This is a genomic window from Amycolatopsis lurida, from assembly GCF_900105055.1.
Classification (GTDB): domain Bacteria; phylum Actinomycetota; class Actinomycetes; order Mycobacteriales; family Pseudonocardiaceae; genus Amycolatopsis; species Amycolatopsis lurida.
The window spans coordinates 141,395-167,910 of the sequence record NZ_FNTA01000004.1 but is presented as its reverse complement, the minus strand read 5'-3'; the positions used below and the strand labels follow the sequence as shown (position 1 = coordinate 167,910).

The 26,516-nt window shown below is 68.7% G+C and carries 25 protein-coding genes; 6 read left to right on the top strand and 19 right to left on the bottom strand.

The features are described from left to right. Positions 1–66: 66 nt before the first annotated feature. Genes BLW75_RS06120 through BLW75_RS06105 form a run of 4 tightly spaced genes read right to left on the bottom strand, consistent with a single transcriptional unit; the run spans position 67 to position 5,244 of the window. Positions 67–987 carry an ABC transporter permease gene (locus BLW75_RS06120; protein ID WP_034306149.1) on the bottom strand — a complete coding sequence of 307 codons (921 nt, stop codon included), beginning with the start codon at positions 985–987 and terminating at the stop codon, positions 67–69. After that, the gene (locus BLW75_RS06115; RefSeq protein ID WP_034306151.1) at positions 984–1,928 is read right to left on the bottom strand and encodes an ABC transporter permease; all 945 of its coding nucleotides are present in this window, start codon (positions 1,926–1,928) and stop codon (positions 984–986) included. The genes BLW75_RS06120 and BLW75_RS06115 overlap by 4 nt, the downstream gene beginning before the upstream one ends. After that, complete coding sequence (locus BLW75_RS06110) at positions 1,925–3,505, bottom strand: ABC transporter substrate-binding protein (protein ID WP_034306153.1); 1,581 nt, start codon at positions 3,503–3,505, stop codon at positions 1,925–1,927. The genes BLW75_RS06115 and BLW75_RS06110 overlap by 4 nt, the downstream gene beginning before the upstream one ends. Then, positions 3,502–5,244, bottom strand: a complete 1,743-nt coding sequence (locus BLW75_RS06105) for a dipeptide ABC transporter ATP-binding protein (protein WP_034306156.1) — start codon at positions 5,242–5,244, stop codon at positions 3,502–3,504. The genes BLW75_RS06110 and BLW75_RS06105 overlap by 4 nt, the downstream gene beginning before the upstream one ends. Before the next feature lie 234 nt (positions 5,245–5,478). Here BLW75_RS06105 and BLW75_RS06100 point away from each other — a divergent pair, with 234 nt between their 5' ends. Further along, positions 5,479–6,465, top strand: coding sequence for a methyltransferase (locus BLW75_RS06100; RefSeq protein ID WP_034306159.1), 987 nt, complete (start codon positions 5,479–5,481; stop codon positions 6,463–6,465). Beyond that, the gene (locus BLW75_RS06095; protein ID WP_091596948.1) at positions 6,462–7,436 is read left to right on the top strand and encodes an alpha/beta hydrolase; all 975 of its coding nucleotides are present in this window, start codon (positions 6,462–6,464) and stop codon (positions 7,434–7,436) included. Before BLW75_RS06100 ends, BLW75_RS06095 begins: the two co-directional genes overlap by 4 nt. A 327-nt stretch (positions 7,437–7,763) precedes the next feature. On the opposite strand, the gene BLW75_RS06090 is transcribed toward BLW75_RS06095, so the two are convergent. Genes BLW75_RS06090 through BLW75_RS06075 form a run of 4 tightly spaced genes read right to left on the bottom strand, consistent with a single transcriptional unit; the run spans position 7,764 to position 12,698 of the window. Further along, positions 7,764–8,351: a TetR/AcrR family transcriptional regulator gene (locus BLW75_RS06090; RefSeq protein ID WP_034306161.1), complete on the bottom strand. Its 588-nt coding sequence runs from the start codon at positions 8,349–8,351 to the stop codon at positions 7,764–7,766. Between the two features lie 41 nt (positions 8,352–8,392). Further along, the gene (locus BLW75_RS06085) at positions 8,393–10,027 is read right to left on the bottom strand and encodes an amidohydrolase (RefSeq protein ID WP_034306163.1); all 1,635 of its coding nucleotides are present in this window, start codon (positions 10,025–10,027) and stop codon (positions 8,393–8,395) included. Positions 10,028–10,030: 3 nt separating this feature from the next. After that, on the bottom strand, positions 10,031–10,822 hold the full coding sequence (locus tag BLW75_RS06080) for a molybdenum cofactor biosynthesis F family protein (protein ID WP_034306165.1): 792 nt from the start codon (positions 10,820–10,822) through the stop codon (positions 10,031–10,033). Positions 10,823–10,832: 10 nt separating this feature from the next. Continuing rightward, the gene (locus tag BLW75_RS06075) at positions 10,833–12,698 is read right to left on the bottom strand and encodes a primary-amine oxidase (protein WP_034306167.1); all 1,866 of its coding nucleotides are present in this window, start codon (positions 12,696–12,698) and stop codon (positions 10,833–10,835) included. A gap of 114 nt (positions 12,699–12,812) precedes the next feature. Between BLW75_RS06075 and BLW75_RS06070 the strand changes: the two genes are divergently transcribed. Continuing rightward, on the top strand, positions 12,813–13,532 hold the full coding sequence (locus BLW75_RS06070; RefSeq protein ID WP_034306169.1) for an SDR family NAD(P)-dependent oxidoreductase: 720 nt from the start codon (positions 12,813–12,815) through the stop codon (positions 13,530–13,532). A gap of 14 nt (positions 13,533–13,546) precedes the next feature. Continuing rightward, positions 13,547–14,344 carry an SDR family NAD(P)-dependent oxidoreductase gene (locus tag BLW75_RS06065; RefSeq protein ID WP_034306172.1) on the top strand — a complete coding sequence of 266 codons (798 nt, stop codon included), beginning with the start codon at positions 13,547–13,549 and terminating at the stop codon, positions 14,342–14,344. An 85-nt stretch (positions 14,345–14,429) separates the two neighbouring features. Here BLW75_RS06065 and BLW75_RS06060 read toward each other — a convergent pair whose 3' ends face one another. The 10 genes from BLW75_RS06060 to BLW75_RS06015 all read right to left on the bottom strand — a co-directional run bounded on the left by BLW75_RS06060 (position 14,430) and on the right by BLW75_RS06015 (position 22,898). Next, complete coding sequence (locus tag BLW75_RS06060; RefSeq protein ID WP_034306174.1) at positions 14,430–15,125, bottom strand: ABC transporter ATP-binding protein; 696 nt, start codon at positions 15,123–15,125, stop codon at positions 14,430–14,432. Then, positions 15,122–16,825 carry a branched-chain amino acid ABC transporter ATP-binding protein/permease gene (locus BLW75_RS06055; RefSeq protein WP_034306176.1) on the bottom strand — a complete coding sequence of 568 codons (1,704 nt, stop codon included), beginning with the start codon at positions 16,823–16,825 and terminating at the stop codon, positions 15,122–15,124. Before BLW75_RS06055 ends, BLW75_RS06060 begins: the two co-directional genes overlap by 4 nt. Further along, positions 16,812–17,672, bottom strand: coding sequence for an ABC transporter permease subunit (locus tag BLW75_RS06050; protein ID WP_034306822.1), 861 nt, complete (start codon positions 17,670–17,672; stop codon positions 16,812–16,814). Before BLW75_RS06050 ends, BLW75_RS06055 begins: the two co-directional genes overlap by 14 nt. A gap of 80 nt (positions 17,673–17,752) precedes the next feature. Beyond that, the gene (locus tag BLW75_RS06045) at positions 17,753–18,931 is read right to left on the bottom strand and encodes an ABC transporter substrate-binding protein (protein WP_034306178.1); all 1,179 of its coding nucleotides are present in this window, start codon (positions 18,929–18,931) and stop codon (positions 17,753–17,755) included. Continuing rightward, positions 18,928–19,320: a nuclear transport factor 2 family protein gene (locus BLW75_RS06040; RefSeq protein WP_034306181.1), complete on the bottom strand. Its 393-nt coding sequence runs from the start codon at positions 19,318–19,320 to the stop codon at positions 18,928–18,930. The genes BLW75_RS06045 and BLW75_RS06040 overlap by 4 nt, the downstream gene beginning before the upstream one ends. A gap of 9 nt (positions 19,321–19,329) precedes the next feature. After that, positions 19,330–20,097, bottom strand: coding sequence for a MoaF C-terminal domain-containing protein (locus BLW75_RS06035; protein ID WP_034306184.1), 768 nt, complete (start codon positions 20,095–20,097; stop codon positions 19,330–19,332). A 40-nt stretch (positions 20,098–20,137) separates the two neighbouring features. After that, positions 20,138–21,118, bottom strand: a complete 981-nt coding sequence (locus tag BLW75_RS06030) for an AraC-like ligand-binding domain-containing protein (RefSeq protein WP_034306187.1) — start codon at positions 21,116–21,118, stop codon at positions 20,138–20,140. 80 nt (positions 21,119–21,198) lie between these two features. Beyond that, entirely contained in the window at positions 21,199–21,681 is a 483-nt protein-coding gene (locus BLW75_RS06025; protein ID WP_034306190.1) for a hypothetical protein, read from the bottom strand. A gap of 10 nt (positions 21,682–21,691) precedes the next feature. Next, positions 21,692–21,874, bottom strand: a complete 183-nt coding sequence (locus tag BLW75_RS06020) for a hypothetical protein (protein ID WP_034306192.1) — start codon at positions 21,872–21,874, stop codon at positions 21,692–21,694. 112 nt (positions 21,875–21,986) lie between these two features. After that, entirely contained in the window at positions 21,987–22,898 is a 912-nt protein-coding gene (locus BLW75_RS06015; protein ID WP_158005349.1) for a helix-turn-helix domain-containing protein, read from the bottom strand. A 370-nt stretch (positions 22,899–23,268) separates the two neighbouring features. Here BLW75_RS06015 and BLW75_RS06010 point away from each other — a divergent pair, with 370 nt between their 5' ends. Continuing rightward, positions 23,269–23,658: a lactococcin 972 family bacteriocin gene (locus BLW75_RS06010; RefSeq protein WP_198935659.1), complete on the top strand. Its 390-nt coding sequence runs from the start codon at positions 23,269–23,271 to the stop codon at positions 23,656–23,658. Positions 23,659–23,718: 60 nt separating this feature from the next. Here the strand turns inward: BLW75_RS06010 and BLW75_RS06005 are convergent, their stop codons facing one another. Further along, the gene (locus BLW75_RS06005; protein ID WP_091596945.1) at positions 23,719–25,053 is read right to left on the bottom strand and encodes a cytochrome P450; all 1,335 of its coding nucleotides are present in this window, start codon (positions 25,051–25,053) and stop codon (positions 23,719–23,721) included. A gap of 131 nt (positions 25,054–25,184) precedes the next feature. Between BLW75_RS06005 and BLW75_RS06000 the strand changes: the two genes are divergently transcribed. After that, on the top strand, positions 25,185–26,465 hold the full coding sequence (locus tag BLW75_RS06000; RefSeq protein ID WP_034306196.1) for a hemolysin family protein: 1,281 nt from the start codon (positions 25,185–25,187) through the stop codon (positions 26,463–26,465). Positions 26,466–26,516 lie beyond the last annotated feature (51 nt).

Genomic DNA, 26,516 nt, shown 5'->3' with positions numbered 1-26,516 from the left:
CAAGACGGTCTCGGGAGCGAAGCGGCGCACGGCCAGGGAAGTAGTGGCAGACAACGGGATCCTTTCTCAGCTGCCGGAGGGGCGGCGGGTGCGCAGGCGCTGCATCTCGCTCAGCGTCCGCGCGCGGGCGTCGACGGCGATCCGCAGCGACGAGCCGATGAGGTTCAGCAGGAACACGCACACCATGATCGTCACGCCGGGCGCGATCACCAGCCAGGGCGCCTGCACGAGGTACGACCGGCCTTCGGCGATCATGTTGCCCCAGGTCGGGGTCGGGGGAGCGATACCAAGGCCGAGGAAGCTCATCGCCCCGTCCACGAGCATCGCCGCCGCGGACAGGATCACCACCTGCACCAGCGCGAGCGGCAGCACGTTCGGGAACACGTGCACGACGAGGATCTTCCACCGGCTCATCCCCGAAACGCGGGCGGCACCGATGTAGGCACGACCGGCGATGCCGAGCACCCGGCTGCGGATGACCCGGGCGGTGAACGGGGTGAAGATCACGGTCAGCGCGATGAGCTCGGTCCAGATGCTCGCGCCGAGCGAGATCGCCAGCGCCATCGCGAGGATGATCGCCGGGAACGACATCCAGGCGTCCATCACCCGCATCAGCACCGCGTCGGCGGCCCGGAAGAACCCGCTGATCAGCCCGATCACCAGACCGGTGAAGGCGGCGCACAGGGTGATCAGGGCGGACAGCCCCAGCGACGCGCGGCCGCCGGAGACCAGCCGGGCGAGCACGTCCCGGCCGAACGAGTCCGTGCCGAGCGGATGCGCGGCCGACGGCGGCAGTAGCCGGTTGACCGGGTCGGTCGCGCTGACGCTCGGCAGGAAGAACGGCAGCACGATCACGGTCAGGACGATCACCGCCAGCACGGCCGTGGTGATCACCAGCATCCGGTTCCGCCTGAACACCCTGGCCGCACGGCCGGACGACGGTTTTTCGCGCACCGGAGACGTCTTTTCCACGAGAGCCACGCTCACGAGACACGCACCTTGGGGTCGAGCAGCGCGTACGAGAGGTCCACCAGCAGGTTGACCAGCACGAACAGCACCGCGACGAACAGCGTCACACCCTGGATCAGCGGGAAGTCGCGGGTCGACACCGCGCCCATCAGCAGATGGCCCAGCCCCGGCACGACGAAGATGGACTCGATGATCACGATCCCGCCGACGAGCATGGCGAAGTTGCTGCCCAGCTGGGTGATCAGCGGCATCAGCGCGTTCGGCAGGACGTGCTTGGTCATCACCTGCCGCTCGGACAGGCCCTTGACCCGCGCGGTGCGCAGATACGCCAGCGGCAGCTCACCGAGCAGGCTTTCGCGCAGGGTGAGCACGAACAACGCGGTCTGCCCGACGACCAGCACGGTCAGCGGCAGCACCAGCGCGGGCACCGCCGTCGCCGGATCGGTGAACAGGTTCTCGTAGCCGCTGGACGGGAACCAGCGCAGCGTCACCGAGAACACGAGCACGAGCATCAGCGAGATCCAGAAGTCCGGCATCGCCATGCCGAGCGCGGAGAGCCTGTCCAGGGCCCGCGCCACCGGATTGCGCGGCGACACCGCCTGCCACGAGGTGATCGCGACCGAGAGGAAGAAGCTGATCACCGTCGACAGCACGGCCAGGGTCAGCGTCGGCAGGATGTGGTCGGCGACCACGCCGAGCACCGGCGCGTGATAGGTGATCGACGTGCCGAAGTCGCCCTGCAGCACGTTCCCGGCCCAGCTGAAGTACTGCTCCCAGAGCGTCCCGTTCAGTCCCATGCTCTGCCGCAAGGCGTCCACATCGGACGGTCGCGCGGTGGGGCCGAGGATGGCCTGCGCCGGGTCGCCGGGGATCAGCCGGATGACGAAGAACATCATCGTCCCGACGATCACCAGGATGATCACGAGATCGCGCAGCCTGCGCAGCAGCAGACCGGTCATGACGCCAGCCAGGTGTTCCAGAAGACGCGGTAGAAGTCGCCGTAGCCCTTGAGCTTGGGGGAGTAGGCCGCGTACAGCTTCGACTGGCTCAGGGTGATCACCGAGAGCTGCTTCCAGGTGAACGCCTGAAGCTTGTCCACCACCGCTTTCGCCTGCTCGGGTGTCGTCGAGGCGTTGAACTCGGCCATGAGGCCGTCCAGTTCGGGCGAGGACGAACCGTTCAGGGTGCCCAGGGTGAGCGCGGGCATCTGCGCGGGCGAGGTCAGCGCCGAGTCGAAGAACAGCGTGGTGATGTCCCAGCCGCCCGGTTCCTTGGTCAGCGTGCCGAGCATGGTGGCGAAGTCGAAGGTGTCGATCTTGGTGTTGATGCCGATCTTCGACAGGCTGTCCTGGATCAGCACCGCCCACTTGCCGAACTCCGGATACGAGTTCGTGGTGACGATCCGGATCGTGGCGCCCGCCGTGATCCCGGCTTCGGCCAGCAGCCGCTTGGCCTTCTCCGGATCGTGCGCCTTGTAGACCTCTTCGCCCGCGGTCGAATAGAACTGCTTGTTGTCCGGCGAGGCGAAGGCGCCGGTCTCGATGGTGAGGTCCTTGCTGCCGCCGGTGGCCGCGTTGATCGCGGCCTTGTCCAGCAGCAGGTTCAGCGCCTCGCGGGCGCGGGGGTCGGCGAACTTCGAACCGGTGTTGAAGTTCGGGATCACCACGTTGTCGTTACCGCCCGGCAGATTGCGCACGACCACGGCCGGGTTGTTGCGCAGCGGCTCGTACTGGTCGTTCGTGGGCATGATGTGGTCCCACTGGCCGGTCTGGAGGCCGTTGATCAGCGCGTCCTGGTCGGAAACCACCTTGTAGGTCACGGTGTCCAGGTACGCGTGCTTGGCGCCCGCCTGCCCGCCCCAGTCCTCTTCGGACCGGGACTTGTAACCGGCGTACCGCTCCAGCACCAGTTCGCGGCCGATGTCCCAGCTCTTGAGCTTGTACGGCCCGGTCCCGATCGCCTTGTCCTTGGCGAACCCGGTCGGTGCGACACCGGTGAGGTTCTTCGCCTCGTAGATCTCCGTGCCCGCGCCGGCGAGTTCGTTGATCAGCGGATAGCGGGGTTGCTTGAGCTTGATGGTCACCGTCGCCGGATCGGACGGCGTGATCGCTTCGATGTCCGGCGTGACCAGCTGGCCGGTGCGGTGCACCTGCTGCCACCGCTTCAGGCTCGCCACGACGTCCTCGGAAGTCAGCGGACTACCGTCGTGGAAGGTGACGCCCTGGCGGAGCTTGAAGATGTAGGTGAGCCGGTCGGGGCTGGTGGTGTAGTCCTCGACCAGCATGGGCCGGGCGGTGAAGCCCTTGTCCACCTCGAACAGCTTCTCGTACATCATGTTGCCGATATGCGCGGTCACCTGGCCGGGGTTCGCGACCATGTCGAGGGACTGGGGATCGGTGGGCACGGCGACGTTCAGGTTGCCGCCGGGCTTCGGCGGCCCGTCGGCGGCCCCGCCGCCGGCCTGTCCTCCCATGCACGAGCTGATCAGCAGGACGGTCGCCAGGCCGAGCGCGGCCTTGGTCAGGGTTCGTCTCATGGGTTCCGCACTCCAATTTCGGGGTTCGCCGCGAGGAGACGGCGGGTGTACGCGTGCCGGGCGTGGAGCCGGATCTCGTCCGGCTCGCCGATTTCGATGAGTTCGCCCCGGTACATCACGCCGACACGATCGGCGACGGAGAGCACCAGGCTGAGGTTGTGCGTGATGAACAGGAAGCTGAGCGCGCGGGTGCGCCGCAGTTCCAGCAGCAGGTTCATCACCTGGCCCTGCACCGAGACGTCGAGTGCGGAGGTGGGTTCGTCGGCGACGATGAGGTCGGGTTCGGCCGCGATCGCGCGGGCGATCGAGACGCGCTGCCGCTGCCCGCCGGAAAGCTGTGAGGGCAGCTTCTTCGCGGTGTCGGAGGGGAGGCCGACCTCGTCGATCAATTCGGTGACGCGGCGGTCGAGTTCGGCGCCGCGGAGGCCGGTGAGTTCCCGCAGCGGTTCGGCGATGATCCGGGCGGCGGTGTGCCGGGGATCGAGCGAGCTCTGCGGGTCCTGGAAGATGAGCTGCGCGCGGCGGCGGAACGCGCGCTCGTCGCCGTCGAGTCCGGACGGCGTGCACCGGTGCTCACCGAAGGAGATGGTGCCCGAGGTGGGCGGCTCCAGCGCGCTCACCAGACGGCCGAGCGTGGTCTTGCCCGAACCGGATTCCCCCACCAGGCCGAAGAACTCGCCGGGCGCGATCTCCAGCGAGACCTCCTTGACCGCGTGCACCTCGGGTTCGCGGCTCAGGGCGAACCTGCCGCGTCGTCCGTATACTTTGGACACGGAGTCGATGACGAGCGTGGTGCCGTCGCCGCTGTCTCCGGATTTCGCGCGGCTCAACGACCTCGTTTCGGTCGCGACCGCCGATTCGCCGTTCATGGCTGCTTCGAGCAGCCTCTCGGAGATGGTGGGGAATCCGTCGCGTCTGCTGACCCCGAGTTGCGGGACGCAGTCGAGCAACGCCCTGGTGTAGGGATGCTTCGGTGCGTACAGAATGTCCTCTGTGGACCCGAGCTCGACCAGTTCGCCGCGGTACATCACCGCGATCCGGTCGGCGACCTGCGCGGCCACGCCCATGTCGTGCGTGATGAAGACGCACGCCGTGCCGTGGTCGCGGCGGACCCGGTCGAACAGGGTGAGGATCTCCGCCTGCGTGGTCACATCCAAGGCCGTGGTCGGCTCGTCGGCGATCAGCAGGCTCGGATCGGCCATCAGCGCCAGCGCGATCATCACACGTTGCTGCATCCCGCCGGACATCTGGTGCGGGTAAAGGGAAAGCACCCGCTCGGTGTCGGTGAGGCCCACCTCCTTCAGCAGCCCGCGAGCCTTTGCCTCGGCCTCGCGATGCAGTGGCGTGCCCTTGCGCGCGGCTTGGCGCGGAAGGGAGCCGGGCTTCCGGTAGGCCTCGATCAGCTGCTTGCCGACCCGTTGGCTCGGGTTGAGTGAATCCAAGGCCTCTTGGAAGATCATGCCGATCCGCGGGCCGCGGTACGCGCGCATCTCGTCGGCGGAGAGTCGCGTGACGTCCACGCCGTCGACGGCGATCTCACCGCGGGTGAACACCGGCGCGACGAATTCCAGCAACCGGATGATCGACAAGGCCGTCACCGTTTTACCGCTGCCGGATTCACCGACCACGCAGAGTGTCCGGCCTTGGTCGAGGTCGAACGAGAGTTCGCGCACCAGTTCGCGTTCGGTTTCGTCGGCGATGACACCGACGGTGAGTTCTCGTAATTCGAGCAGGGTCATGAATCCCCTTTCCCGAGCCCGCCCAAAGCGGGCCGCACTGCCGGGGAACGGGCCTCCGGCGGGGGTAGTTCTACGCATGTTGACACTGGGGGAGTGCGCTGTCAATGGGTATATTCTACGAATGTAGGAAGTTGATATCCGGCAGGTTTTCCCTGGCAGCGGGCGAAAACTTGCACTGGATTCTTTTGTCTACGTCTGTAGACTCTCGGCGGAAACGAGCTAAGGAGGGCACCCGTGAGCGGGTCGACCAAGACTGCCGGTCCCGAGCGGATCGTGGACATCGCCGTGGGCTACATGGCGGCCAAGCAACTCTTCGCGGCGAGCCGGATCGGCCTGTTCACCGCACTCGCCGACGGGCCGCTGACGGCCGCGGAGCTGGCGGAAAAGACCGGCAAACCGGAGAAGATCACCCGCATCCTCGGTGACGCCATGTCATCACTCGGTTTGCTGTCCCGTGTGGACGGACGGTATGAGCTTGCCGCCGACGCGGCCGAATATCTCGGCGGTGGCGACCTCGATCTGGCGCCGTTCCTGACGTTCCTCGACTCGATCAGCTACCCGCACTGGCTTCAGTTCGGCCACACGGCCGACAGTGGTGAGCCGGGCAAACTGGAGATGGACGACGCGCGGTGGAGCACGTTCATGGCGGGAGTCATGACGTATAACGCCCTGCACGCGAAGATGCTGGCCGGCGCTTACGATTTCGGTTCGCATCGAAAGGCCCTGGACCTCGGCGGGCTCTCCAGCGCGTTCGCCGTCGAAGCCATGAAGGCCAACGACGAACTGCGCACCACGTTCGTCTTCGACCCGGGCTTCACCGGGTCGGTCACCACCGCCGTGGCCGAGGCGGGCCTGGCGGATCGCGCGACCGTCGTGGGCGCCGAGACACCCACCGCGCGACCCGAAGGCGAGTTCGACCTGGTGATGGTCAACCACGTCGTCCACCGTTTCGACGCGAAGCAGAACGCGGAGATCCTGCGTAACGCCCGCGCGGCCGCCGCGCCGGGAGGGACACTGCTGCTGCTCGACTTCTTCCTCGACGACGACGAGGTCCAGCGTCCGATCGACGCGTTGCACGCGGGGGAATACCTGGTGATCGACGGGACGGTCGTCTATCCGGAGGCGGAGGTCCGGGATTGGCTGAGCGCGGCGGGCTGGCGGGTCACCGACCGGCTCGCGTTGCCGGGCAGCCCACGGGTCCTGGTCGCGGAAGCGGTGTGACCGTGACGCTCGATCCGGCGGTCAAGGAACTCCTGGCCCGCAGCGTTCCCTCCGAGGCTCCGGCCGGACCTCTGACGGCCCCCGAGCTGCGAGCCGCTTTCGCCGCTTCGTGGCGACGCCCCGAGTCGGTCGAGGAGGTTGCCTCGGTGACCGACCATGTCCTGCCGTCCGGGGTGCGGGTGCGGATCTATCTGCCCGAGGCCGCGGAGCCGGTACCCGCGTTCGCCTGGATCCACGGCGGCGGGTGGACGATCGGCTCGATCGACGAGAACGAGGTCGCGTCGCGGGCGGTGTGCAACGCGGCGAAGGTCGCCGTCGTCGCGGTCGACTACCGGCTCGCGCCCGAGCATCCGTACCCGGCGGCCCCGGACGACTGCTACGCCGTCGTCGACTGGCTCGCCACGGGAGGCGCCGGCCCAGCGGTCGACGGGACACGGATCGCCATCGGCGGGGAAAGCGCGGGCGGCAACCTGTCGACGGTGGTCTCGATGATGTCCCGTGACCGTGGTGGCCCGCCGTTGGCCGCGCAGGTGCTGATCTGCCCGGTGTACGGCCATCCGGACGACGGGTTCCGGTCCTATGCGGACTTCGCCGAAGGCTTCGGCATGACCGCCGGGGCCATGCGGTTCTTCTTCGAGCAGTACGTGTCGGATCCGGCGCAGCTGAACGATCCGTACCTGCTGCCGCTACGCGCCGACGACCTGACCGGGCTTCCGCCGGCGCTGGTGCTCACGGCCGAGTACGACGTCCTGCGCGACGAAGGGGAGGAGTTCGCGCGGCGGCTGACCGACGCCGGGACCCACGTCGAAATGACGCGGTACTCGGGGCAGATCCACGGATTCTACGGCCTGTACACGGATCTTCCCGCTTCACCGCGCTCGCACCGGCACGTGGCGAGCTTCCTCACCCGGGTCTTCGACCGCCGCGTTCAGTCCTCTGGAGGCGGCAGGCCTGATCGTGTCTTGGGTTGATCCCAAGCTCGGTCTGTGAAGGCCTCCTTGAGGGACTCTGGGTCCCTCAAGGAGGCCTTCACGGACTCGACCGAGCCCCAAGATCTGCTTCTACTGACCCGTTAGGCAAAGGTGGCTTCGTGCTCGGCGGCCCTTCGCTGCCCCGATGCGCCCAATGTGGCATTGGGGACGCTCACCATCTCCCATGCCACAGTGGGTGCACTCAACTCGCCGGTTCCGGGGTATGAGGGGAACACGGCGCCACCGGCAAGACGCGAAGGGCCTATCCCCGCATCAGCTGCCGGGTACGCAACCTTTGGCTCGAACCGTCCTCACCGCTCACGAGTGTCAGGGGCGGGTGAGGCGCTCGAAGAAGGATTCGAGGTGCTGCCGCTGCAAGGCGATCGTCGAGAACTCGCCGGCGACCAGGCTCATCACGTTGGCCCCGGCGTTGATCAGCACGACCTCGTCGACGAGCTGCTCGTCGGGCGTTTCGGTGACGATGTCGCCGTCCTCCCTGCCCTCGGTGAGATACCGGTGCAGCAGGCCCCGCCACGAGCGGATGTGCTCGAGGTACTTGTCCTGCAGTTTCGGGTTGGTCAGCGAAAGCTGCCAGAAGGTCAGCAGGACGCGCCCCGCGGCGATGCGGTCTTCGTCGATCGGCATCGACGAGACGCACAGCTCGCGGAGCGCGGTCAGCCCGCGCAACTCGTCCAGCTCCACGTACTCGCGCATCATGCCGAGGGCGCGTTCGTAGGTGGCCTGGATGATGTCTTCCTTGCTGGGGAAGTACAGCTTGAGCGCACCGTTGGCGAAGCCGGCGGCCGCCGCGATCTCGCGCATGGTGGCGGCCTCGATCCCGCCCTGGGTGATCAAATCCCAGGTGACGTCGACGATATGGCTACGCCGCTCGTCGTGGTCGATGATCTTCGGCATCGGCAGACCTCCCGCACTGGTTCTTCTACCAGTGTAGGAGATCAGACGCGGTGATACACGCGGTGCCCGGCGAACCACGTTTGCGTCACCTTCGTCTTGACGAGCGCGGATGGATCGGTTCGGAACGGATCGCGGTCCAGTACGACGAAATCCGCCGACTTCCCGGGGACCAGCGAGCCGGTGATGTCGCCCAGCCCCATCGCGCGGGCGGCGGCCAGCGTGAAGACCTCGATCGCCTCGTCCAGGGTGATCGCCTGCTCAGGCCACAGCGCGCCGGGGAACGTGCCGGTCGGATCCTGGCGGGTGACGAGGCCGTGGATGCCTTCCCACGCGTTCGGGGACTCGCTGACCGGCCAGTCCGAACCGCCCGCGACCAGCGCGCCCTCGTCGAGCAGCGACCGGTTGGGCTGCATCCGCCCGGCCCGCTCGCCGGGCAGGACTTCGGCGATGGCCGCCGGGATGACACCGGGGACCCACAGGAACGGCGAGATGTCCGCGGCGACGCCCAGCGCGGCGAAGCGGGGGAGGTCGTCGGGATGGACGAACTGGCCGTGCGCGACCTGGAACCGCGCTTCGGTGAAGCCCTCGGCACGCACCTTCTCGACGGCGTCCAGCGTCGCGCGCACCGACGCGTCCCCGGTGCAGTGGACCTTGGCCGAGAGCCCCGCCGCGGCCGCCGTGCGCAACCAGCCGGCGAGTTCTTCACCCGGCATGGTGGTGGCGCCATGATGGCAGGCGCCGTGCGCGGCATCCGGCAGGTACGGCTCCAGGAAGGCGGCGGTCCGGGTCGGCGGGACACCGTCGAGGAAGATCTTCACGAAGTCCGGCCGGTGATGCTCGCTCCGGTACTGCCCGGCGACCTCCAGCAACGGTGCCCCGATCGGGTCGAAACCGAAGATCGGGTCGTTGATCAGCAGCGACGAAACGACCCAGGCGTGCAGTTCGCCCGCGTCGTCGAGCGACTTCAGTGCCCGCAGGATGTCGGCGGAGACACCGGCGTCCTGGAACGCGGTGACGCCGTACGAGTGCAGCGTGCCGATCCCGTGCCGCGACGCCGCCACGTGCTGGTCCACCGTGAGCGTCCGTGTCTCACTGAGCGCCCGCTCGACCGCGACGCCCGCCGCTTCGAGCAGGACGCCGACGGGTTCGCCCGTGGCGGGGTCGCGGACGATCTCCCCGCCCGCCGGATCAGGTGTCGAGGCGGTGACCCCCGCGAGTTCCAGTGCCCGGCTGCTCACCCAGCGGTTGTGCCTGCTGTCGTCCGAAAGCATGACGGGCCGTCCGACGGCGGCCTCGTCGAGCGCGTGCCGGGCCGACGTCCGCGAGAGGGTGCTGACCAAAGTGGACGCCCAGGCGCCGCCGATCACCCACTCGTCCGGCCCCAGGCCGGCGGCCCGGGAGCGGACCGCCGCGAGGATGTCGTCCAGCCCCGCGTCGAGGCCGAAGTTCAGCTCGAACAGGGCCGAGCGCCCGGCGAGGGCGTGGTGGTTGTGCACGTCGACCAAGCCGGGCATCACGAACGCGCCTTCGAGGTCGACGACCTCGGTGTTCGGCCCGCGTTCGATGTCCTCCAAGGACAGCACCTTGCCGTCCTTGATCGCCAGCGACGATGCCCATGGCCTGGCACCGTCCACTGTGTACACGGTGGCGTTGGTGAGGACGATGTCGGCGGTCAAGGCTCAGCTCCCGGCGGGGTCGTAGGCCTCGGGGTGCACGGTGGTGCTGAGCAGCTTGCCGTGCGCGCCGAAGGTGAAGTGGGTGGGAGTGCTGCCGGTGGCGTCCAGTCCGAAAAGGACGCCGTGCGAACGCAGCCGCTTCGCGTCACGGTGGTCGGCGACGGTCACCGACGCGCACGGGATCACCTTCTCCCGCCAGGCGAAGACGTAGATCCCCGGCCGCAGCTCGTAGACCGAGTTCTCGTCGGTGTCCGCGAGACCTCGCTCCGGACCGGCAAGGCACTGCCACGTGTACCAGTGCGGGCTGAGGTACACGTGCTCGTAGGCGTGCTCGGTGCTGTACACCCACAGCACCCGGCGCCCGACCAGCGACGTGGTCGGGGCGAGCGATTCCCCGGTCGGCTCGATACCGCCGATCGTGGCGGCCACGAACGACTGTGTGACGCGGGGCGAGGTGTCGCCGATCTTGCTCAGCACCATGAGGGCGCGGCCGCGGCGCAGGTCCAGTAGCAGGGTGAACGCCTCGTCCTGCCGGGCCTGCGGGTGGAACTGGACGTAGTAGAGGTCGTCGTCGACCAGGAACGTCTCGCAGCGGTCGGTGCCCGTGCCGTGGTAAGTCCACTCGATCCGGGTGCCGGAGAAGGCCGCGGCGAACGTGGTGCCGTCTTCACAGGCGAGTTCGAAGGTGCGGCCGTGCAAATCGCCGACCGTGGGCGCCTTGTTCGCGTCGAAACCAGGGGCCAGACCGTCGAGCGGCAGCCAGGTGGACGTGTCGGACAGGGTCAGTTCGGGCATCGAAGAAGTCCTAGTGCTCGTGGGCGGAACAGTGCTCATCGGTGGCGCCGGAGGGCAGATCGAGGGCCGGGTTTCGGTCCAGGAAGCCGTAGGGACGCAAGGAGAAGCCGGAGTAGTCGACCGGCATGACCGGCCAGTCCTCCGGACGGGGGACGTGGGTCGGGCCGAACACGTGCCACAGCACGAGATCGGTGTCGGTGAGGTCGCGGTCGGCGGCCGTCCAGGAGGGGAGACCCGCGCCGCCCGGATGCGCGTTCGGCCGGTCACCCGCCGGGAAACGTTCGTCCGCGCGGTACGGCGTCGCCCACAGGTGACGGGTGGCGAACGTCGCCCGCTGGTGGACGGTCGATTCCGGTTGTGCCATCAGGGTCGCGGACGGCCGCGGCACGAGCTGGTACGCCGTGGGCTTGCCGAGCCGGTTCGTCCGCTCGGCACTGCGGATCTCCCAGACCCGCGCCTTGGCCGGATCGGCGAACCGCTGAGCCTCCCGCTCGGTGCGCAGCGGGGTCTCCTTCCAGGTGAAGGCGTTCCCGTACGGGTTCTGTTCACCCATGGGGATCCGTTCGACGTCGACCTCGACGAGCGAGTTGCGTTCGCCGTCGATCGCCACGTCCAGCCGGGCGCAGAACAGGTGCTGGTGCACCGGCGCGAACAGGCCGGGCGCGATCTCGTTGGCGTGCGGGTGGTCCGTGCCCGGGTGCGCGGCGCCGGCGAACACGATGCCGGTGGCCTTCGCCTCCAGTTCGACGGTGCCGTCGAGGTAGAGGTACCAGAAGAAGCCGTAGTCGTAGTTGCCGATGGTGGAGATCGACGAGATCACCAGCCGCCGCGACCGGCGGACCTCCGCCCGGCCGTCGAGATCCGTGTGCTTCCAGAGGATCCCGTAGTCCTCCTCGTGCATGCAGATCGCGCGCGGGATCTCGACCGGGTGGCCGTGGTCGTCGGCGACGAACGCGGGGAAGTAGTGGATGACGCCCAGGCAGTCGCAGCCCAGCCGCAGGTCGTTGCCGTTCTTGCCGAGCAGGTACTCGCCCGCGTCGAAGTAGCTGATCCAGAACCGGCCGGGCGCGGTGTCGCCGTAGGGCACCACCATCTCCGGTACCGACGCGCGGTGCAGCACCGACCGGTCCTGGAAACCGACCTGGTGCAGTGTCAGACCCTCGCGGGCGTTGAAACCGATCCGGAGTTTCCAGCCCTCCCAGGTGACCTCGTTACCGTCGACGGCGAAGCTCGGGCCTTCCGGCTGGGTGATCTCGATCGGCTTGAGGGTGGTGCGGGCCGGGACGTCACCGTAGCGGCCGTGCTCCGGTGGCACGGGCACGTCGCCCTCGTCCTCCACCCGGATGACGCGCTGCCCGGTCAGGTCGATGTGCACGATCAGGCCTTCGACCGGATGCGCCCACGGGCTGTCCGACGCGTCGTCGCGCAGGAACGTCAGCGAGCGGATGACCCGGCCGGTTTCGTCGGGCCTGCCGAAGAAGCCGGGAGCCAGGGGAGCGCAGAAGGCGTGCTCGATCCGGTCGCCGAGCCCGCGGCGCGCCATCGCGGCCTGCCATTCCGGTGACGCCTTGGTGATCGACGCGGCGAGGTCGTACTCCTCGAACAGGTACGCGGGCTGGCCTGGGCCGCAGTTCTCGTTGGAGACCACTTCGCGCTTCGCCAGCGAGACGACCACGTCGCGCGCCTCGCCGGTCGCCGTGTCGAGCAGCGTGTACCGGACACGGCGATCGGGGGCGGCGTCGCCTTTCTCGGGCTCGACCGGCAAGACGGCAGGGAACCGCGTGGTCGCGGTGAGCAGGCCTTCGGCGGCCAGGATCTCGCGGCCTGCGGTGAGTTCGTCGGCGGTCAGCGGGTCGAGTGGATGCGGCCTGGTCATGGTTCGCAGTCTTGCCGGTCCACCCCCGGGTGAAAAGGCCGTCATGCGGCTGCCGACAAGAAGGGTGCACTGACGGCCAACCTCCGTGAAAGGTCCGGACCGGAGGATGACGCCATGGGACTGGATCTCGCGGGCAAGGCCGTACTGGTGACCGGCGCGGCGTCCGGTATCGGCCTTGCCTGCGTCCAGGCCTTCCTCGCCGAGGGCGCACGGGTCGGCGCCCTCGACCGGGCTCCCGTGCCCACGCCGGCCGACGGCCTGCTGGCCGTCCGCGCCGACGTGACCGACGAGGGGTCGGTGGCCGACGCGGTCGACGCCGTCGCGAGCCGCTTCGGCGGGCTCGACGTCGTGGTCGGCTGTGCCGGGATCTCCGGCCCGGTGGGGACGCCGATCACCGAAACCTCGGCGGCGGACTTCACCGCGCTCATGGCCGTCAATGTCACCGGACAGTTCCTGCTGGTCAAACACGCGGCGCCGTGGCTCACCGCATCGGGTGGCTCGGTCGTGCTGCTGGCCAGCGACTCGGCCTTCACCAGCGCGCCCGGCATGGTCCCGTACTGCGCTTCGAAGGGCGCCGTGGTCGCGATGACCAGGGCGCTCGCCGTCGATCTTCCCGGTGTCCGGGTGAACTGCGTCTGTCCCTCGGTGGTCGACACCCCGATGGCGCGCGGCGATCTCGGCGACGTGCTCGACGATCCCGCTTTCCCGGTGCAGGCTCCCGAAGAGGTCGCCTGGCAGGTGCTTCACCTCGCGTCCGCGCGTTCGCGGGCGGTCAACGGCCAGGCCGTGCTCGCCGACTTCGGCGTCTCGGTCCGGTCCGGTTTTCCCGCTTAGAAAGGACTCCGCAAGTGAAGAAGGTTGTCGCGATCACGGGTGGCGGTACCGGTATCGGCGCCGCGGTGGCCCGCCGGTACGCCGACGAAGGCGCGCAGGTGGTGGTGCTCGGACGACGGCGCGAGCCGCTGGAGAAGGTGGCCGCCGAGACCGGTGCGCACGTCATCGCGTGCGACGCCAGCGACCGCGAAGCCGCCGAGAACGCCGTGGCGGAGATCGTCGGCAAGTTCGGCAGGCTGGACGTCGTGGTGGCCAACGCCGGCGGGCACGGATTGTCCTCGGTGGTCGACACCGGTGACGAGGAATGGGAACTGGCGCTGCGCTCGAACCTGTCGAGTGCCTTCGTGTTCTGCCGGGCCACGCTGCCTTCGCTGATCGAAACCGGCGGTCAGGTCGTCATCGTGTCGTCGCTGGCCGGGCTGTTCGCCGGGCCGAACGTCGCCGGTTACACCGTCGCGAAGCACGCGCTGATCGGGCTGACGCGTTCGATCGCCCGCGACTACGGGCCGAAGGGCGTCCGCGCGAACGCGGTCTGCCCGGGCTGGGTGCGCACGCCGATGGCGGACGGTGAAATGGACCAGTTCGCCGAGGCCGCGGGCTTCGAGGGCGGCCACGACGAGGGCTACCGGCGCGTCACCGCAGAGGTCCCGCTGCGCCGTCCCGCCGAACCGGAGGAGATCGCGTCGATCGTGCGGTTCCTGGGGTCTTCGGAGTCGTCGTACATCACCGGTGCGGTGATCGTGGCGGACGGCGGCGCGCACACCGTCGATCTGCCGACGCTGGCCTTCGAACGGGCGGGGATGGGTTCTTAGCGGTCCGGGGCGTCACACCAGTCCGTGAAGGCCTCCTTGAGGGACCCAGAATCCCTCAAGGAGGCCTTCACGGACTGGGGAACCGTCAGGATTCGCCGAGGTAGGCCGCGTGCAGGGTGCCGGGGGAGTCCAGCAGCCCCTGCGCCGAACCCGCATACGTGACCCGGCCCGACGAGACCACCAGCGCGTCGCTCGCCACGCCGAGGGCGAGGTGCGTGAACTGCTCGACCAGCAGGATCGCCGCGCCCTCCTCGGCGAACCGGGTGACCATCGGCAGCAGCCGCGTGAACACCACGGGCGCGAGGCCCAGCGACATCTCGTCGATCAGCAGGAACGACGGCCGCGCGGCGAACGCGCGGGCCAGCACCACCATCTGCTGTTCGCCGCCGCTGAGCAGTGCGGCCGGCGAGTCGCGGCGTTTCTCCAGTTCCGGGAACAACTCGAACAGTTCGTCGGCCCGCGTGCGGGTGCGCGCGGTCAGCATCAGGTTCTCCAGCACGGTCAAGCCGCCGAACACCGCACGCCCTTGCTCGATATGCGCCAGACCCCGCCGCGCGCGGGAGACCCGCGACTGCTTCGTGATCTCGTCGGATCCGATGTGGACGGTCCCGGCCGAGGCGGGCACCACGCCGGAGACGGCCTCCAGCAGGCTGGTCTTCCCGGCACCGTTCGGGCCGACGAGCGCGGTGATCCGGCCCGGTTCCAGGCACAGGTCGACGCCGGAGATCACCGGCCCGGCCCCGCGGGTGACCGTCAGCCCCGCTATCCGCAAAGCGTTCACAACAGCTCCGTTTCACCCATGTAGGCCTTGAGCACGGCGGGGTCGGCGAGTACTTCGGCCTGCGGACCGGAGGCCAGCACGCGGCCGAAATCGAGGACGGTGATCGTGTCGCAGACCGACCGCACCAGGTCGAGGTCGTGCTCGATGAGCAGCACCGACACCCCGAACCGCGCGGGGACCTGCCGCAGCCGCTCCCCGAACGCCACGTGTTCTTCGTGCGGAAGTCCGGCGGCCGGCTCGTCGAGCAGCAGGACACGCGGCCGCGCCAGCAGATGTCCGACGACCTCGACCAGCCTGCGCGCCCCGACGTCCACTCGCGACAGCGGAGTGCGGGCGGCGGGACAGCCGAAGAAGTCCAGGGCGTCGCCGATCTCTTCGGCGGTGAGCCGCCGCCTGGCGAGGAACTTGAGGTACGCCCCGACCGTGAGTCCCGGCGGGACGCGGTCCTGCTGGAACGTCCGGCGCAATCCGGCGCGGGCCCGGTTCGACGGCGACCCGGTCAGCGGGCTGCCGCCGAGTTCCACCCGGCCCTCGGCGTTGGGCAGGAAGCCGCTGATCGCGTCCACCAGCGTCGACTTGCCCGCGCCGTTCGGCCCGATGACGCCGAGCACCCCGTGTTCCGGGACCGATATGTCCACTGAGGACAGTGCGGCCACGTGGCCGAAGTTCACGCTCAGCCCGCGTACGGTGAGCACAGGTGGACCCGGCGAGACCGGTTCGACCGTGCTCGCGCCGGCGGCGAGGTCGAGTTTCGCCGGTTCCTTCTTGGCGCGCCGGTACCACACCTGGCGCACCGTGGTGCCCAGGTTTCCGCCACTGGCCAGCGCCTGGACCCCGAGCACGCCGAACACCACGAAACCCCAGTCCTGCGGGATCCCCCAGCGTTTGAGCAGTTCCGGCACCCCGACCCACAGCACCGCGCCGAATACGGCCATGTCGATCAGATGCGCGCCCGACATGATCGCCAGCACGTACAGCGCCAGCGACTGGATCGCGGTGAAACTGGCCGGGAAGGCGAGCCCGACCTGCCCGGTGAGCAGGCCGCCGCTGATACCGCCGAGGGTGGCGCTCACCGCGAACGCGGTCAGCTTCGACGTCCGCACGCTCGTGCCCGCGGCCGCCGTGCCGCGTTCGGAGAACGCCACTGCCTGCCAGGCGCTGCCCCAGCGCCCGCGGCGCAGGAAGTACACGGCGAGGCAGCAGAGCACCAGCACCACGACGGCGAGCTGGAAGTAGGCCCGGTCGTCGGAGAAGGCGTCGGGCCGTTCGACCGAGATCCCGCCCGAGACGCCGGGGAACTGGAGCTGGACCAGCGCGAGGTCGGCCGCCGCGGCGAGCCCCAGCGTGACGACGGCGAGGTTGATCCCGCGCAGCCGCAGCGCCGGCAGCCCGACGAGCACTCCGACCACCCCGGCGGCGACACCGCCGAGCACCAGCCAGGTGAGGAACCCGCCGGGCGCCTGTGCCTCGTTCAGTGCCGACACCGTCCAGGCGCCGACGGCGCCGAAGGTCAGCTGGCACAGGGAGATCATGCCCGCGCTGCCGGTGACCACGCCGAGCCCGAGCAGGGAGATCCCGGCGACGACGGCGCTCATGCCGAGGTAGACGAAGTACCCGTCGAGCCCGACGCTCAGTCCGTACCCCACGGCGATCGCCACGATGGCGACCGCGAACGGAATCCCGCGTTCAGCGAGCCGCATCCCACACCTCCTTGCGCTGCGACCAGAGCAGCAGCGCGACGATGACCGCGAACGGCAGGAAGTACCGCACGACGGAAAGGCCGTCGACCTGCGCGGCCGCGCCTTGGATCAGGCCGAGACCCAGTCCGCCCGCGACCGCGAGGTCGAGACGGCGGAACCCGCCGAGGAGGGCGGCAGCGGCCGCGGGGACCACCAGCATCGCCAGCGACGTCGCGTCGTTGGACTGCGACGGCGCGACGATCGAGATCACCAGGGTGCTGATCACCCCGGTGACCGCCCAGACCGCGACGCTGAGCCGTTTCGCCGGAATGCCGAGCAGCTCCGCCGTCGTCGGGCGTTCCGACAGCGCCCTGAGCTGGACGCCCGCCGGGGTCCGGCTCAGCACGATCCGGCTGGCCACCGCCACGAGGACGGCCAGCGCGACCGTGACCACGGTGACCTGGCTGATCACCACGCCGCCGACGGTGACCGCCGGTCCGTCCAGGATCGGGTGGAACGGCTGTGGTTTGTTGCCGAACAGGATGAACGACAACGAGATCAGCAGGAGCAGCACCGCCACGGTGACCGCGGAGCGGGTGCCGGTGTCCGCCTCGGCGAGCCAGGTGGACACGATCCAGCCGAGCAAGGCGCTGAGCAGCCCGCCGAGCAGGATCCCGGCGACGGTGGCGAGCCACATCGGCAGTCCCAGATCGACGGACAGGAACACCGCCACGTAGCAGCCGAACATCCCGGTGGCCGACTGGGCGAAGTTCACCACCCGCACCAGGCGCGACATCAGCGTCAGGCACACCGCCAACACCGCGTACAGTCCGCCGGCGGCCAAGCCTGCCAGCGCTCCCTGCAGCATCATTTCCTCCTGAGTGGGGGAAGGGGCGAGATGCGTGGTGGGTCAGCCTTGTCGTGACCCACCACGGACCTCGCCTCTCCTTACTTTTTGGGGATCCGCAACCAGTCGTCGGCGACGAGCTCCCATTTGTTGGTGCCGGAGGCGAGCTTGATCGGCCAGCCCGCGGTGTTGTCGTGGTGCGTCTGGCCGGGTCCGAAGACGTACGGCGTACCGACCATCGGGTCGGTGATCGGCTTCATCTCGCGCAGTGCCTTGGTCACCGATTCGCGGGTGATGTCCCCTTGGATCCCGCGGATGACGTCGAGGAAGTACTTCGCCGCCAGGTAGCCGCCCTGGCTGAACGAGGTCAGCGGGATGTTGTTCTTGGTCATCAGCTCGCGCCAGTCCTTGTTCTGCGGGCTGGTCGCGTCGGTGAACGGGTAGAACTCGGCGGGCACGTACACCCCGGCGCCGGCGTTGGTGATGGCCTTGGCGTAGTTCTCGCTGTAGACGCTGGTGAGCAGCAGCCAGGTGACGTCGTTCCAGCCCTGTGCCGCGGCGGCCTTGAGCTGCCCGATGGAATCCGGCTCGACCGGGTTCACCGTGATCGCCTTGCACCCGGCGTTGCGGGCTTTGACGATGTAGGAGGTGTAGTCCGAACCGCCGTAGGGCACGGTCGCGTCGAGGTACTTGAGCTTCTTGCCGGTGATGGCCGACCATTCGTCGATCGCCGCCTGATACGACGGCAGCGTGTTGCCCGCGATCTCCAGCAGCGCGCAGATGTCGTTCAGCTTCAGCGTTTCCGAGCCGTAGAGCAGGGTCAGCGTCATGTCGTGGTACGGGCCGACGTTGACCGGGGCGATGTTCGGACTGGAGAAACAGGCCGGGTCCACGCCGATACCCTGCATGGACAGGATCTTTTGCTGTTCGTAGTACTTGTTGTTGATCTCGCACTCGATGAGGCTGGACGAGCCGACGAGCGCCACCGCCTCGTCACGGCCGACGACCTCGCGGGCCGCCGCGGCCGCGGCCGCCGGGTCGCCCTTGTCGTCGAGGGCCTTGTACTGGATCTGCCTGCCGTTCACGCCGCCGCTCGCGTTCGCCGCGTCGAAGACCGCCTTGGCCGCCTGCGAGGCCTCGGGGAACGTGGCCGCGCCGCTCAGCGCGTTGACCGAACCGACCACGATCGGCCCGCTCGAACCGCTTTCGGAGCCGGCGCAGCCCGCTGTGGCGAGCAGAACGGCGGCGGCGAGTGCGACGAGGCGCCGCGCCGGTTTCACCGGTTCCCCATGGCGTCGACCACGGGGACCGAGTCGACGATCTGTTCGAACGAAGCGACCTTGCCGCCGTCGAACTTCCACACGTGCGCGACGCGGGCGGTGAACGAGCGACCGGTCTCGCGGTGCTTGCCGCGATAGGTACCGAGGCCGATCACCGTGTCACCTGCGTCGAGAAGGTCGCCGAGGGTGAAGGTGTAGCCGTCCCAGTCCTTCGCGATGGCGCCGAAGACGTTGTCCCGGACTTCTTCGGGGCCGGTGTAGGTTCCGGCGTAAGGGAAACCGGCCGCCTCCGTCCAAGTGGTCTCGGGACCGAGCGGGGCCAGCATGCCCGCCAGATCGCCCCCGTCGCTCGCGGCGTAGTGCGCGGCGATGATGTCTGCATTGGACACTGAGGCTCCTTAAACCGGTTGCGCGTCGGGATAGGCGACGGCGCCGAGTGGGTAGATGTGCCCGCCCGCGCGGGAGTGTTCCGACCGGCCGTCGCCGGTCAGGCCGAGGAAGACGCCGGTGGTCTTCAACGCGTAGCCGAGGTCGTGCAGCCACACACTGGCCACGGCGATGCGGAATTCGCGGAAACAGAACAGGTAGAGCCCGTCCTGGAACTTCCACACCGTCGACAGGTCCATGTCCCCGTGACCGCGCTGCACACCTTCGAGGCATTGCCAGGCATAGCGTTGCGAGGACACGTACACGTGCTCGTAAAGGTGTTCGGGGCTGTAGCGGTAGATGTTGCGCTTCCCGATCAAGTCGCGCGACGGGCCCGGTACCTCGCCGGTCGGCGCACCCGCGTCGGTCGTGCCGGACCAGAACGTCTGGGAGACACGGGGAACACCTTCGACGTCCTCGGCGCCGATCACCGAGCGCACGGCGAGCGCGCGATGCGTCGTCGTGGAGAAGACGACGGTGAGCGCTTCACCCTCGACGCTGGTGTGGGGGAGATTGACGAAGAAAACGTCTTCCCGGACGGCGACCGCGTCGTACGGGTCCTTGATGCCGTTGCAGGAGACGGTTTCAGCGTCTTCGAACCGCAGCGCGAGCGTCTTTCCGTCGTCGAGGGTGACGGTGAGCTCGCGTCCCGACAGGTCCGCGTTCGGCAGGCGGTAGGTGGCTATTCCGGCGGCGAACTCGTCATAGGTGCGCCACTGTTCCTCGGGTGCTTCGGGCATGCGGTCATCGTCGAGGCGACCGCCCGCGAAGGGGAAGCTGTCACGCGCTGGGCGGCAACAACCGGTCGCTCACGGTCAAGCCGCGGCGCAGTTCGCTCGGCGAGCAGCCGAATTCCGTCTTGAACACCCGGCTGAAATGCGGCGCGTCGACGAAACCCCACTTCGCCGCGATGGCCGCGACGGGCCGCGAATGGTGCACGGGGTCGAGCAATTCGCGGCGGCAGTGTTCGAGCCGCCGGGTGCGGATCCAGCCCGAGACGGTCGTGCCCTGTTCGTGGAAGAGGCCGTGCAGATGCCGGGTGGAGATGTAGTGCTCGGCGGCGATCTGCGCCGGGCCGAGGTCGGTGGAGGAGAGGTTCGAGTCGATGTAGGCGAGCACGCGGCGCATCAGCTCGTGGTGCGGCCCGGCGGTCGCGCGGGCGAGGTCCAGTTCGCTGGCGAACAGCGTGGCGAGCAGATCGACCGCCGTATGCGCGAGCCGGACGCCCGCCGGCCCGCCGAGCTGGTCGAGGTTGCTGCCGAGCTGCGCGAGGAAGGGCACCACCACGTTGCCCATGCCACGCTTGCCCGACATGGGCACCGCGGTCAGCTGGCCGACCAGATCGCGCGGGAGATCGATGAGCCGCTGCGGGAACATCACCACGAGCGTGCGGAAGTCCTCCTCGAACGCCAGCGTGTACGGCCGGTGCGTGTCGTACAACGCCACGTCTCCGGGGCGCAGCATCGCCTCGCGGTTGTCCTGCACCAACAACCCGGTCCCGGACAGGATCAGGCTCAGCTTGTAGTAATGCCGGTCCGCCCTGGCGATGAGCTCGGGCGTCCGCTCGACCACGTGGGCGGACGCGGTCACCTCGGTCAGCTGGACGTCGTCCGCGCCGCACGAGCGGATGCGGCCGCGGAAGTGGTCCCGGTGCTCGCTCGTCACGTGCAGTGGCACGAAGGATTGCGACACCACCGTGCGGAAATCGGTGAAATCTCGCGCGACCGTGGTGGTGGTCGGGTCGGCGGTGGCGGTGGTCACGGGGGTCACCTCGCAGCATCGGGGGTGAATTTCATATACGATAAGCGATACGATGCTGCCGGGCAATGATCGCGGCGAGGTCAGTCGGCGAGACGGAACAGGAGGGTCCTCGGGTCCACGTCGACGGGAACCACCGTGCCCGTTTCGTAACGGCCGACGTCCTCGGTGAGGACACGCGCACTGAACGGAGTCACCCCCGGCCCGGTGACGACGAGATCGACGTCGTCCGCGGGCGTGCTCACCTCGCCGACCCAGATCCGCTTGCGGGAAACGACTTCGGCGTTCGCGCGGACACCTTTCCGGTCGAGTCCGCGGTGGGCCTCGCGCGCCTTGGCGTTCTGCCGGAGGTGCGAGCCGACGGTGCCGAGGCCACCGATCGTGAACACGGCGCCCATGGCGATGACCACCAGGCGGTCGTCGTCGCCGGGTTCGAAGCAGGTGCTGATCCAGAGCAGTGCCGGGCCGATCAGGATCAGCACGATCATGAAAAAGCCCAGCACGCACCCGATGACGGTGAAGGCGGGCAATTCCGGAGCTTCCTTGCCTTCGCGGTCCGTCGTCACGGGCGTGACGTTACTGACCGGTTTCCGCCGGTGGTCCGGTAAAAATGCCCGCTTGCCCGCCGTTGTGCCGGGCGAGCGCCTCGAAGGACAGCTCGCGCTCGAACCGGTACGGCGAATTCTCGTCGCCGTGTCGTTCGCGCAAGGTTTTCACCAAGCCGTACGACGCCATGTCGAGATCGAACTCCAGCACCATCACCGGTACTGTGCGAGGTCCTTTGTGTACTCCGAGCCGGCCGACCTGTTCGACCATGCCGTGAGCCTGTCGGCGAGTGAGGTGAAAGGTCCGACTCGGTGACCGGAGTTCGTCAGTTCAGGCGCGGCTGTCGTCCGCGGAGTAACGCGGTGCCGAGTGGGGTGATCGCGTGGATCATCATGTTCTTGTGGCGGTGACTGGTGATCAGGTTGGCGTCGCGGAGCGCGGTGGCATGGCGGCTGGCGGTGGGCAGCGGCGTGGCTGCCCGGCGGGCCAGTTCGGTGGTGGTGGCCTCGGTGGTGTCGAGAGCGCGCAGGATACGGGTGCGGGTGGTCCCGAGCAGGGCGACGATCGGATCGGCGGCGCGTCGGCGGGCCGGTTCCGCCGGGGTGATGACGCCAGGGGCGAGCGGCACCGAATAGGCCAGGACGGGCGGAAGCGCCGGGTCGATGAGGGTGGTGGGGTTGGGGCCGCGGCCGAAGACCACCGGCTGCAGCAGCAGGCCTCTTCCGTCGAGGCGGACGTCTTGGTCGAAGAGATAGTCGATGCTCAGCACGGGAAAGCGCCACGTCGCCGCGGGGCTCAGGGTGCTCAGGACGGCGTCGATGCCTTGGTCGGCCATGAGCTGGGCGCGGCGGGTGTGATCGTGTCGCACGGCGGTGGCGATCGCGTCCCAGTGCGGCTCGAGGCAGGCGTGGAAGTATTCCCACAGGGCGTGGGCGACCATGCGCAACGCGGGTGGTCGCCCTTCCGCGAGATCGACGGTCCAGGAAGGGAGCGGCCGTTCCCGCGCCAGGTGTGCGAAGTCGGCCGTCAACCGGGAACGTGGCGTGCTCAGCAGCGCGTCGATGCGCTCGGGCAGGGTGCCCCCGCCGGGCGGGGTCAGGAAGTCGGGCGAGGAGCCCGACGCGGGAACCAGATCCAGCAACGGCCGCGTGGACGGCGTCAGCCGCTGCCTGGTCTGGCTTCTCCAGCCGCCCAGCACGATCTCGGTCCGGGTTTTGCGCAATGAATACACACTCATCAGGACCTCCCACAACGGATCCGGGCGTCGCGCTATCCGGATACCGGCCAAGTCCGCGAGTGTGAAATGGATCCGCAGCATTCCCTCTTCCTCCCCCGCCTACGACGCTACTGCGAAAAACATGATCGTTGCCACCGCGGTCGCCCGAAAACTGCCGGTGATCGATCATGTCGCGGGGGAGCCGCGGTTCGGCCCGGCGGCGCCTGATACTTCAGGAATCGGTCGCTCATCAGCATGTTTTCGGCACGATGAAGACACTGTCCCCTGCTGTTGGGCCGTCATAGTATTGGCGTCGAATTCGTTAGTGGGGGTGAATCGCCTTACCGGCTATCTCGCCTAAGATAATCAATGTCTATTGTGAAGGATCATCATGAAAATTCTGATGGGAGCGGTACTGGGATCGAGTTTGATGGTGGCGGGTCTGTTCGCGGCGACGCCGATGGCCTCCGCCGGCCCGGCGGAGGGCGTTTCCGTGGTGCTGGCGTCCCCGGGCACCAAGGGCGTGGTGCTGAGCGGCTCGGTGCCGCTCGCTTGCCAGAACATCAGCGGCGGCACGTGGTGCTACGGGACCGAATCGGCGGGCAGCGGCCAGAAGAAGTGCTACTCGCACTACCTGCACCCCACCAGGCGCCACAGCGCGACCGCCATTCTGGGCTCCAGGCAAGACAAGAAGATCGCGAGTCGCGGGCAGTGGGCCAAGGCCGAAGTGATCGGTTCCAGGAACGACACCTGCAACGCGTACTACAACTCCAACGCGTGAGGTGACCGACGCGGGGCGCCGAATCCGGCTGTGCCGGGTTCGGCGCCCCGCGAAGGTGGGTCAGATGAGCGCGGCGGGGAGCGTTTCGAACCCGCGCAGGATCCGGGTCTCGCGGCGTCGTGCGCCGTCGAGCAGCCGGAGATCCGGGAAGCGCTCGAAGATAGACCGCAGCCCGATCTCGCCTTCCATCCGCGCCAGCGAGGCGCCGAGACAGTAGTGCCGCCCCGCGCCGAACGACACGTGATCCCGCGCGTTCGCCCGCTCGACGTCGAAGGTGGCGGGGTCGTCGAAGATCTCCGGGTCCCGGTTGGCGCCCGCGAGCACGGTGGTGACGATCGCGCCGCGCGCGATGCGGGCACCGCCGATCTCGGTGTCCCGCGCGGACAGCCTGCCAGTGAGCAGGACCGGCGGGTCGTAGCGGAGGATCTCGTCGACGGCGTTGCTCCACAGGTCCGGATTCGCCCGCAGCTTCGCGAGTTCGCCCGGGTGCCGGGTGAGCAGGGCGATGCCGTTGCCGAGGAGATTGACGGTCGTTTCGAAGCCGGCCGCCAGTACCAGCCCGGCAGTGGCCTTGAGTTCCCGCTCGGTCAGGCCGACCCCGTCTTCGCGGGCGGCGATCAGCTTGCTGAGCAGGTTGTCGCCGGGATTCTCCCGCAGTTTCTCCAGATGCAGCGTGAGCCACGAGTCGAATTCGGCCAGCGTCGCCTCCACCGTGCGGAAGGTCCGCCACGGCAGGCCGAGGTCGAGGCTCGGGGCCGCCGCGCCGCCCAGCGCGAGCACCTTGTCCCGTTCCTCCTGCGGGACGCCGAGGATCTGGCTGATCACGGTGACCGGCAAGAGACCGCAGTAGTGCTCGATGAGGTCGACGGGGTTCGACGGGTCGAGGCCGTCGAGCAGTTCGTCGGTGATCGCCTGCGTGCGCTCGCGCAGCTGCTCGACCGCGCGGGCGGTGAAGACGCGGGTGACCAGCTTCCGATAGCGCGTGTGGTCGGGCGGTTCGCTGGCGAGCAGCGACGGTGGTTCGATCGGATGGATGAGGCCGGACGCGGACCACACGACCAGCTTGTTGAGCAGCGGGTTGTCCGGGACGAACCGCACGGTCTTGAACGCGTCGCTGGTCAGCACCTCCTTGCACGCCGAATGCCGGGTGCTGACATGCCCGACCCGGGTGGTGGCGATGGCGCCGTGCGCGCGGATCTCGTCGAACAGCCCGCTCAGATCCGCCCCGCCGCTCGCCTCGACGGACAGCCTTCCCTGGAGGTCGCCCCGGCGTGCCGCGGCCCGGAGGGCGACGCGGGGGAGGGCGTGGCCGATGCTCCAGCGGGTGACCGGTTTGGCGATCGCCTCCGCCTTGTGCCGGAAGGTCCGTGCGGGAGCGGTCTTGAGTGCGAACATCAGGACTCCGTCCGTGCGGGTTCCCCTTCGAAGGTATCGGAACGACGTGTCAGTAGCCAGCGACTCCGATTTCTGCGGACGCGCTGCCCGCTCGGTAATGTTCTGCACTTCGGGCGGGCCGGGGAGTGCTTGTGGGCGGCTACGGGTTCGACATCGCGCTGGTCGCGGTGCTGGTGGTGCTCAACGCGGTGTTCGCGGGCAGTGAGATGGCGCTGATCTCGTTGCGTGAGGGGCAGTTGCGGGCGTTGGAGCGCGACGGTCGCGCGGCCGCCCGCACGCTGGTACGGCTGGCGCGCGACCCCAATCGGTTCCTCGCGACGATCCAGATCGGGATCACGCTCGCCGGTTTCCTCGCTTCGGCGACGGCGGCGGTGTCGCTCGCGCAACCCCTGGTGCCGTTGCTGGATTTCCTCGGCGACGCGGCCGGGGCGGTGGCCGTCGCGCTGGTGACGGTGGTCCTCACCTTCCTGACCCTGGTGCTCGGGGAACTCGCGCCGAAACGGCTCGCCATGCAGAACGCGGTGCGGTGGGCGTTGCTGGTGGCGCGTCCGCTGAATCTGTTGTCGGCGATCTCGAGGCCCGTGGTGTGGGCGCTGAGCGTGTCGACGAACTTCGTCGTACGGGTGCTGGGCGGCCGGGCGGAAGCCGATCCGGATCAGATGTCGCCCGAGGAACTGCGGGAACTGGTCTCGGCGCAACGCGGACTGAACGCCGAGCAGCGCATGATCATCAACGGCGCCTTGGAGATCCACGAGCGACGGCTGCGGGAGGTGCTCGTCCCTCGCCGGGCGGTGCTGACGCTCGCGGCCGAGCAGGACATCGAGTCGGCGCGGCGGCGGCTGGCCGAGTCCGGCCATTCCCGGGCGCCGGTCGCCCGCGGCGGCCATCTGGACGACGTCGTCGGTGTGGTGCAGCTGCGTGACCTGCTCGGCGACCACGAAGACCTGGCCGAGGCCGTCCGGCCGGCGGTCGTGTTCCCCGATTCGCTGCGGGTGTCGGACGCGCTGCGGAGTTTCAAGGCCGAGCGGGAGCAGATGGCGCTCGTCGTCGACGAACACGGCGCCGTCGCGGGCATGGTCACATTGGAGGACCTGCTGGAGGAGATCGTCGGCGAGATCTACGACGAGACCGACCGCGACGTGCTGGCCGTCCGCGACGGTACGGACGGCGCGCTGGTCCTGCCCGGCACCTTCCCGGTGCACGACCTCGTCGACGTCGGGGTCGAACTGCGCGACGCCCCACCGGGGGAGTACGCGACGATCGCGGGACTGATCCTCGTGCTCCTCGGCCGGATCCCGGAAAAGCCGGGAGACCGGGTGACGGTGTCCGGCTGGACCGCCGAAGTACTCGGTGTGGACCATCACGCGATCACGCGGGTGGCGCTGCACCGTGGACCGAACGCGGAGCGGTGAGTTGCGCCGGGCGCGCCGGGTTGGCAGCGTGCCCGGTGTCCCGCCACGAAG

Coding starts and splice junctions, on each gene's coding strand:
- BLW75_RS06115 (WP_034306151.1), bottom strand. CDS start 1,928: ATGACCGGTCTGCTGCTGCGCAGGCTGCGCGATCTCGTGATCATCCTG.
- BLW75_RS06055 (WP_034306176.1), bottom strand. CDS start 16,825: ATGCGGCTCGCTGAACGCGGGATTCCGTTCGCGGTCGCCATCGTGGCG.
- BLW75_RS06075 (WP_034306167.1), bottom strand. CDS start 12,698: ATGACCAGGCCGCATCCACTCGACCCGCTGACCGCCGACGAACTCACC.
- BLW75_RS06110 (WP_034306153.1), bottom strand. CDS start 3,505: ATGAGACGAACCCTGACCAAGGCCGCGCTCGGCCTGGCGACCGTCCTG.
- BLW75_RS06105 (WP_034306156.1), bottom strand. CDS start 5,244: ATGACCCTGCTCGAATTACGAGAACTCACCGTCGGTGTCATCGCCGAC.
- BLW75_RS06070 (WP_034306169.1), top strand. CDS start 12,813: ATGGGACTGGATCTCGCGGGCAAGGCCGTACTGGTGACCGGCGCGGCG.
- BLW75_RS06015 (WP_158005349.1), bottom strand. CDS start 22,898: ATGAGTGTGTATTCATTGCGCAAAACCCGGACCGAGATCGTGCTGGGC.
- BLW75_RS06090 (WP_034306161.1), bottom strand. CDS start 8,351: ATGCCGAAGATCATCGACCACGACGAGCGGCGTAGCCATATCGTCGAC.
- BLW75_RS06035 (WP_034306184.1), bottom strand. CDS start 20,097: ATGCCCGAAGCACCCGAGGAACAGTGGCGCACCTATGACGAGTTCGCC.
- BLW75_RS06005 (WP_091596945.1), bottom strand. CDS start 25,053: ATGTTCGCACTCAAGACCGCTCCCGCACGGACCTTCCGGCACAAGGCG.
- BLW75_RS06020 (WP_034306192.1), bottom strand. CDS start 21,874: ATGGTGCTGGAGTTCGATCTCGACATGGCGTCGTACGGCTTGGTGAAA.
- BLW75_RS06050 (WP_034306822.1), bottom strand. CDS start 17,672: ATGCTGCAGGGAGCGCTGGCAGGCTTGGCCGCCGGCGGACTGTACGCG.
- BLW75_RS06080 (WP_034306165.1), bottom strand. CDS start 10,822: ATGCCCGAACTGACCCTGTCCGACACGTCCACCTGGCTGCCGCTCGAC.
- BLW75_RS06010 (WP_198935659.1), top strand. CDS start 23,269: ATGAAAATTCTGATGGGAGCGGTACTGGGATCGAGTTTGATGGTGGCG.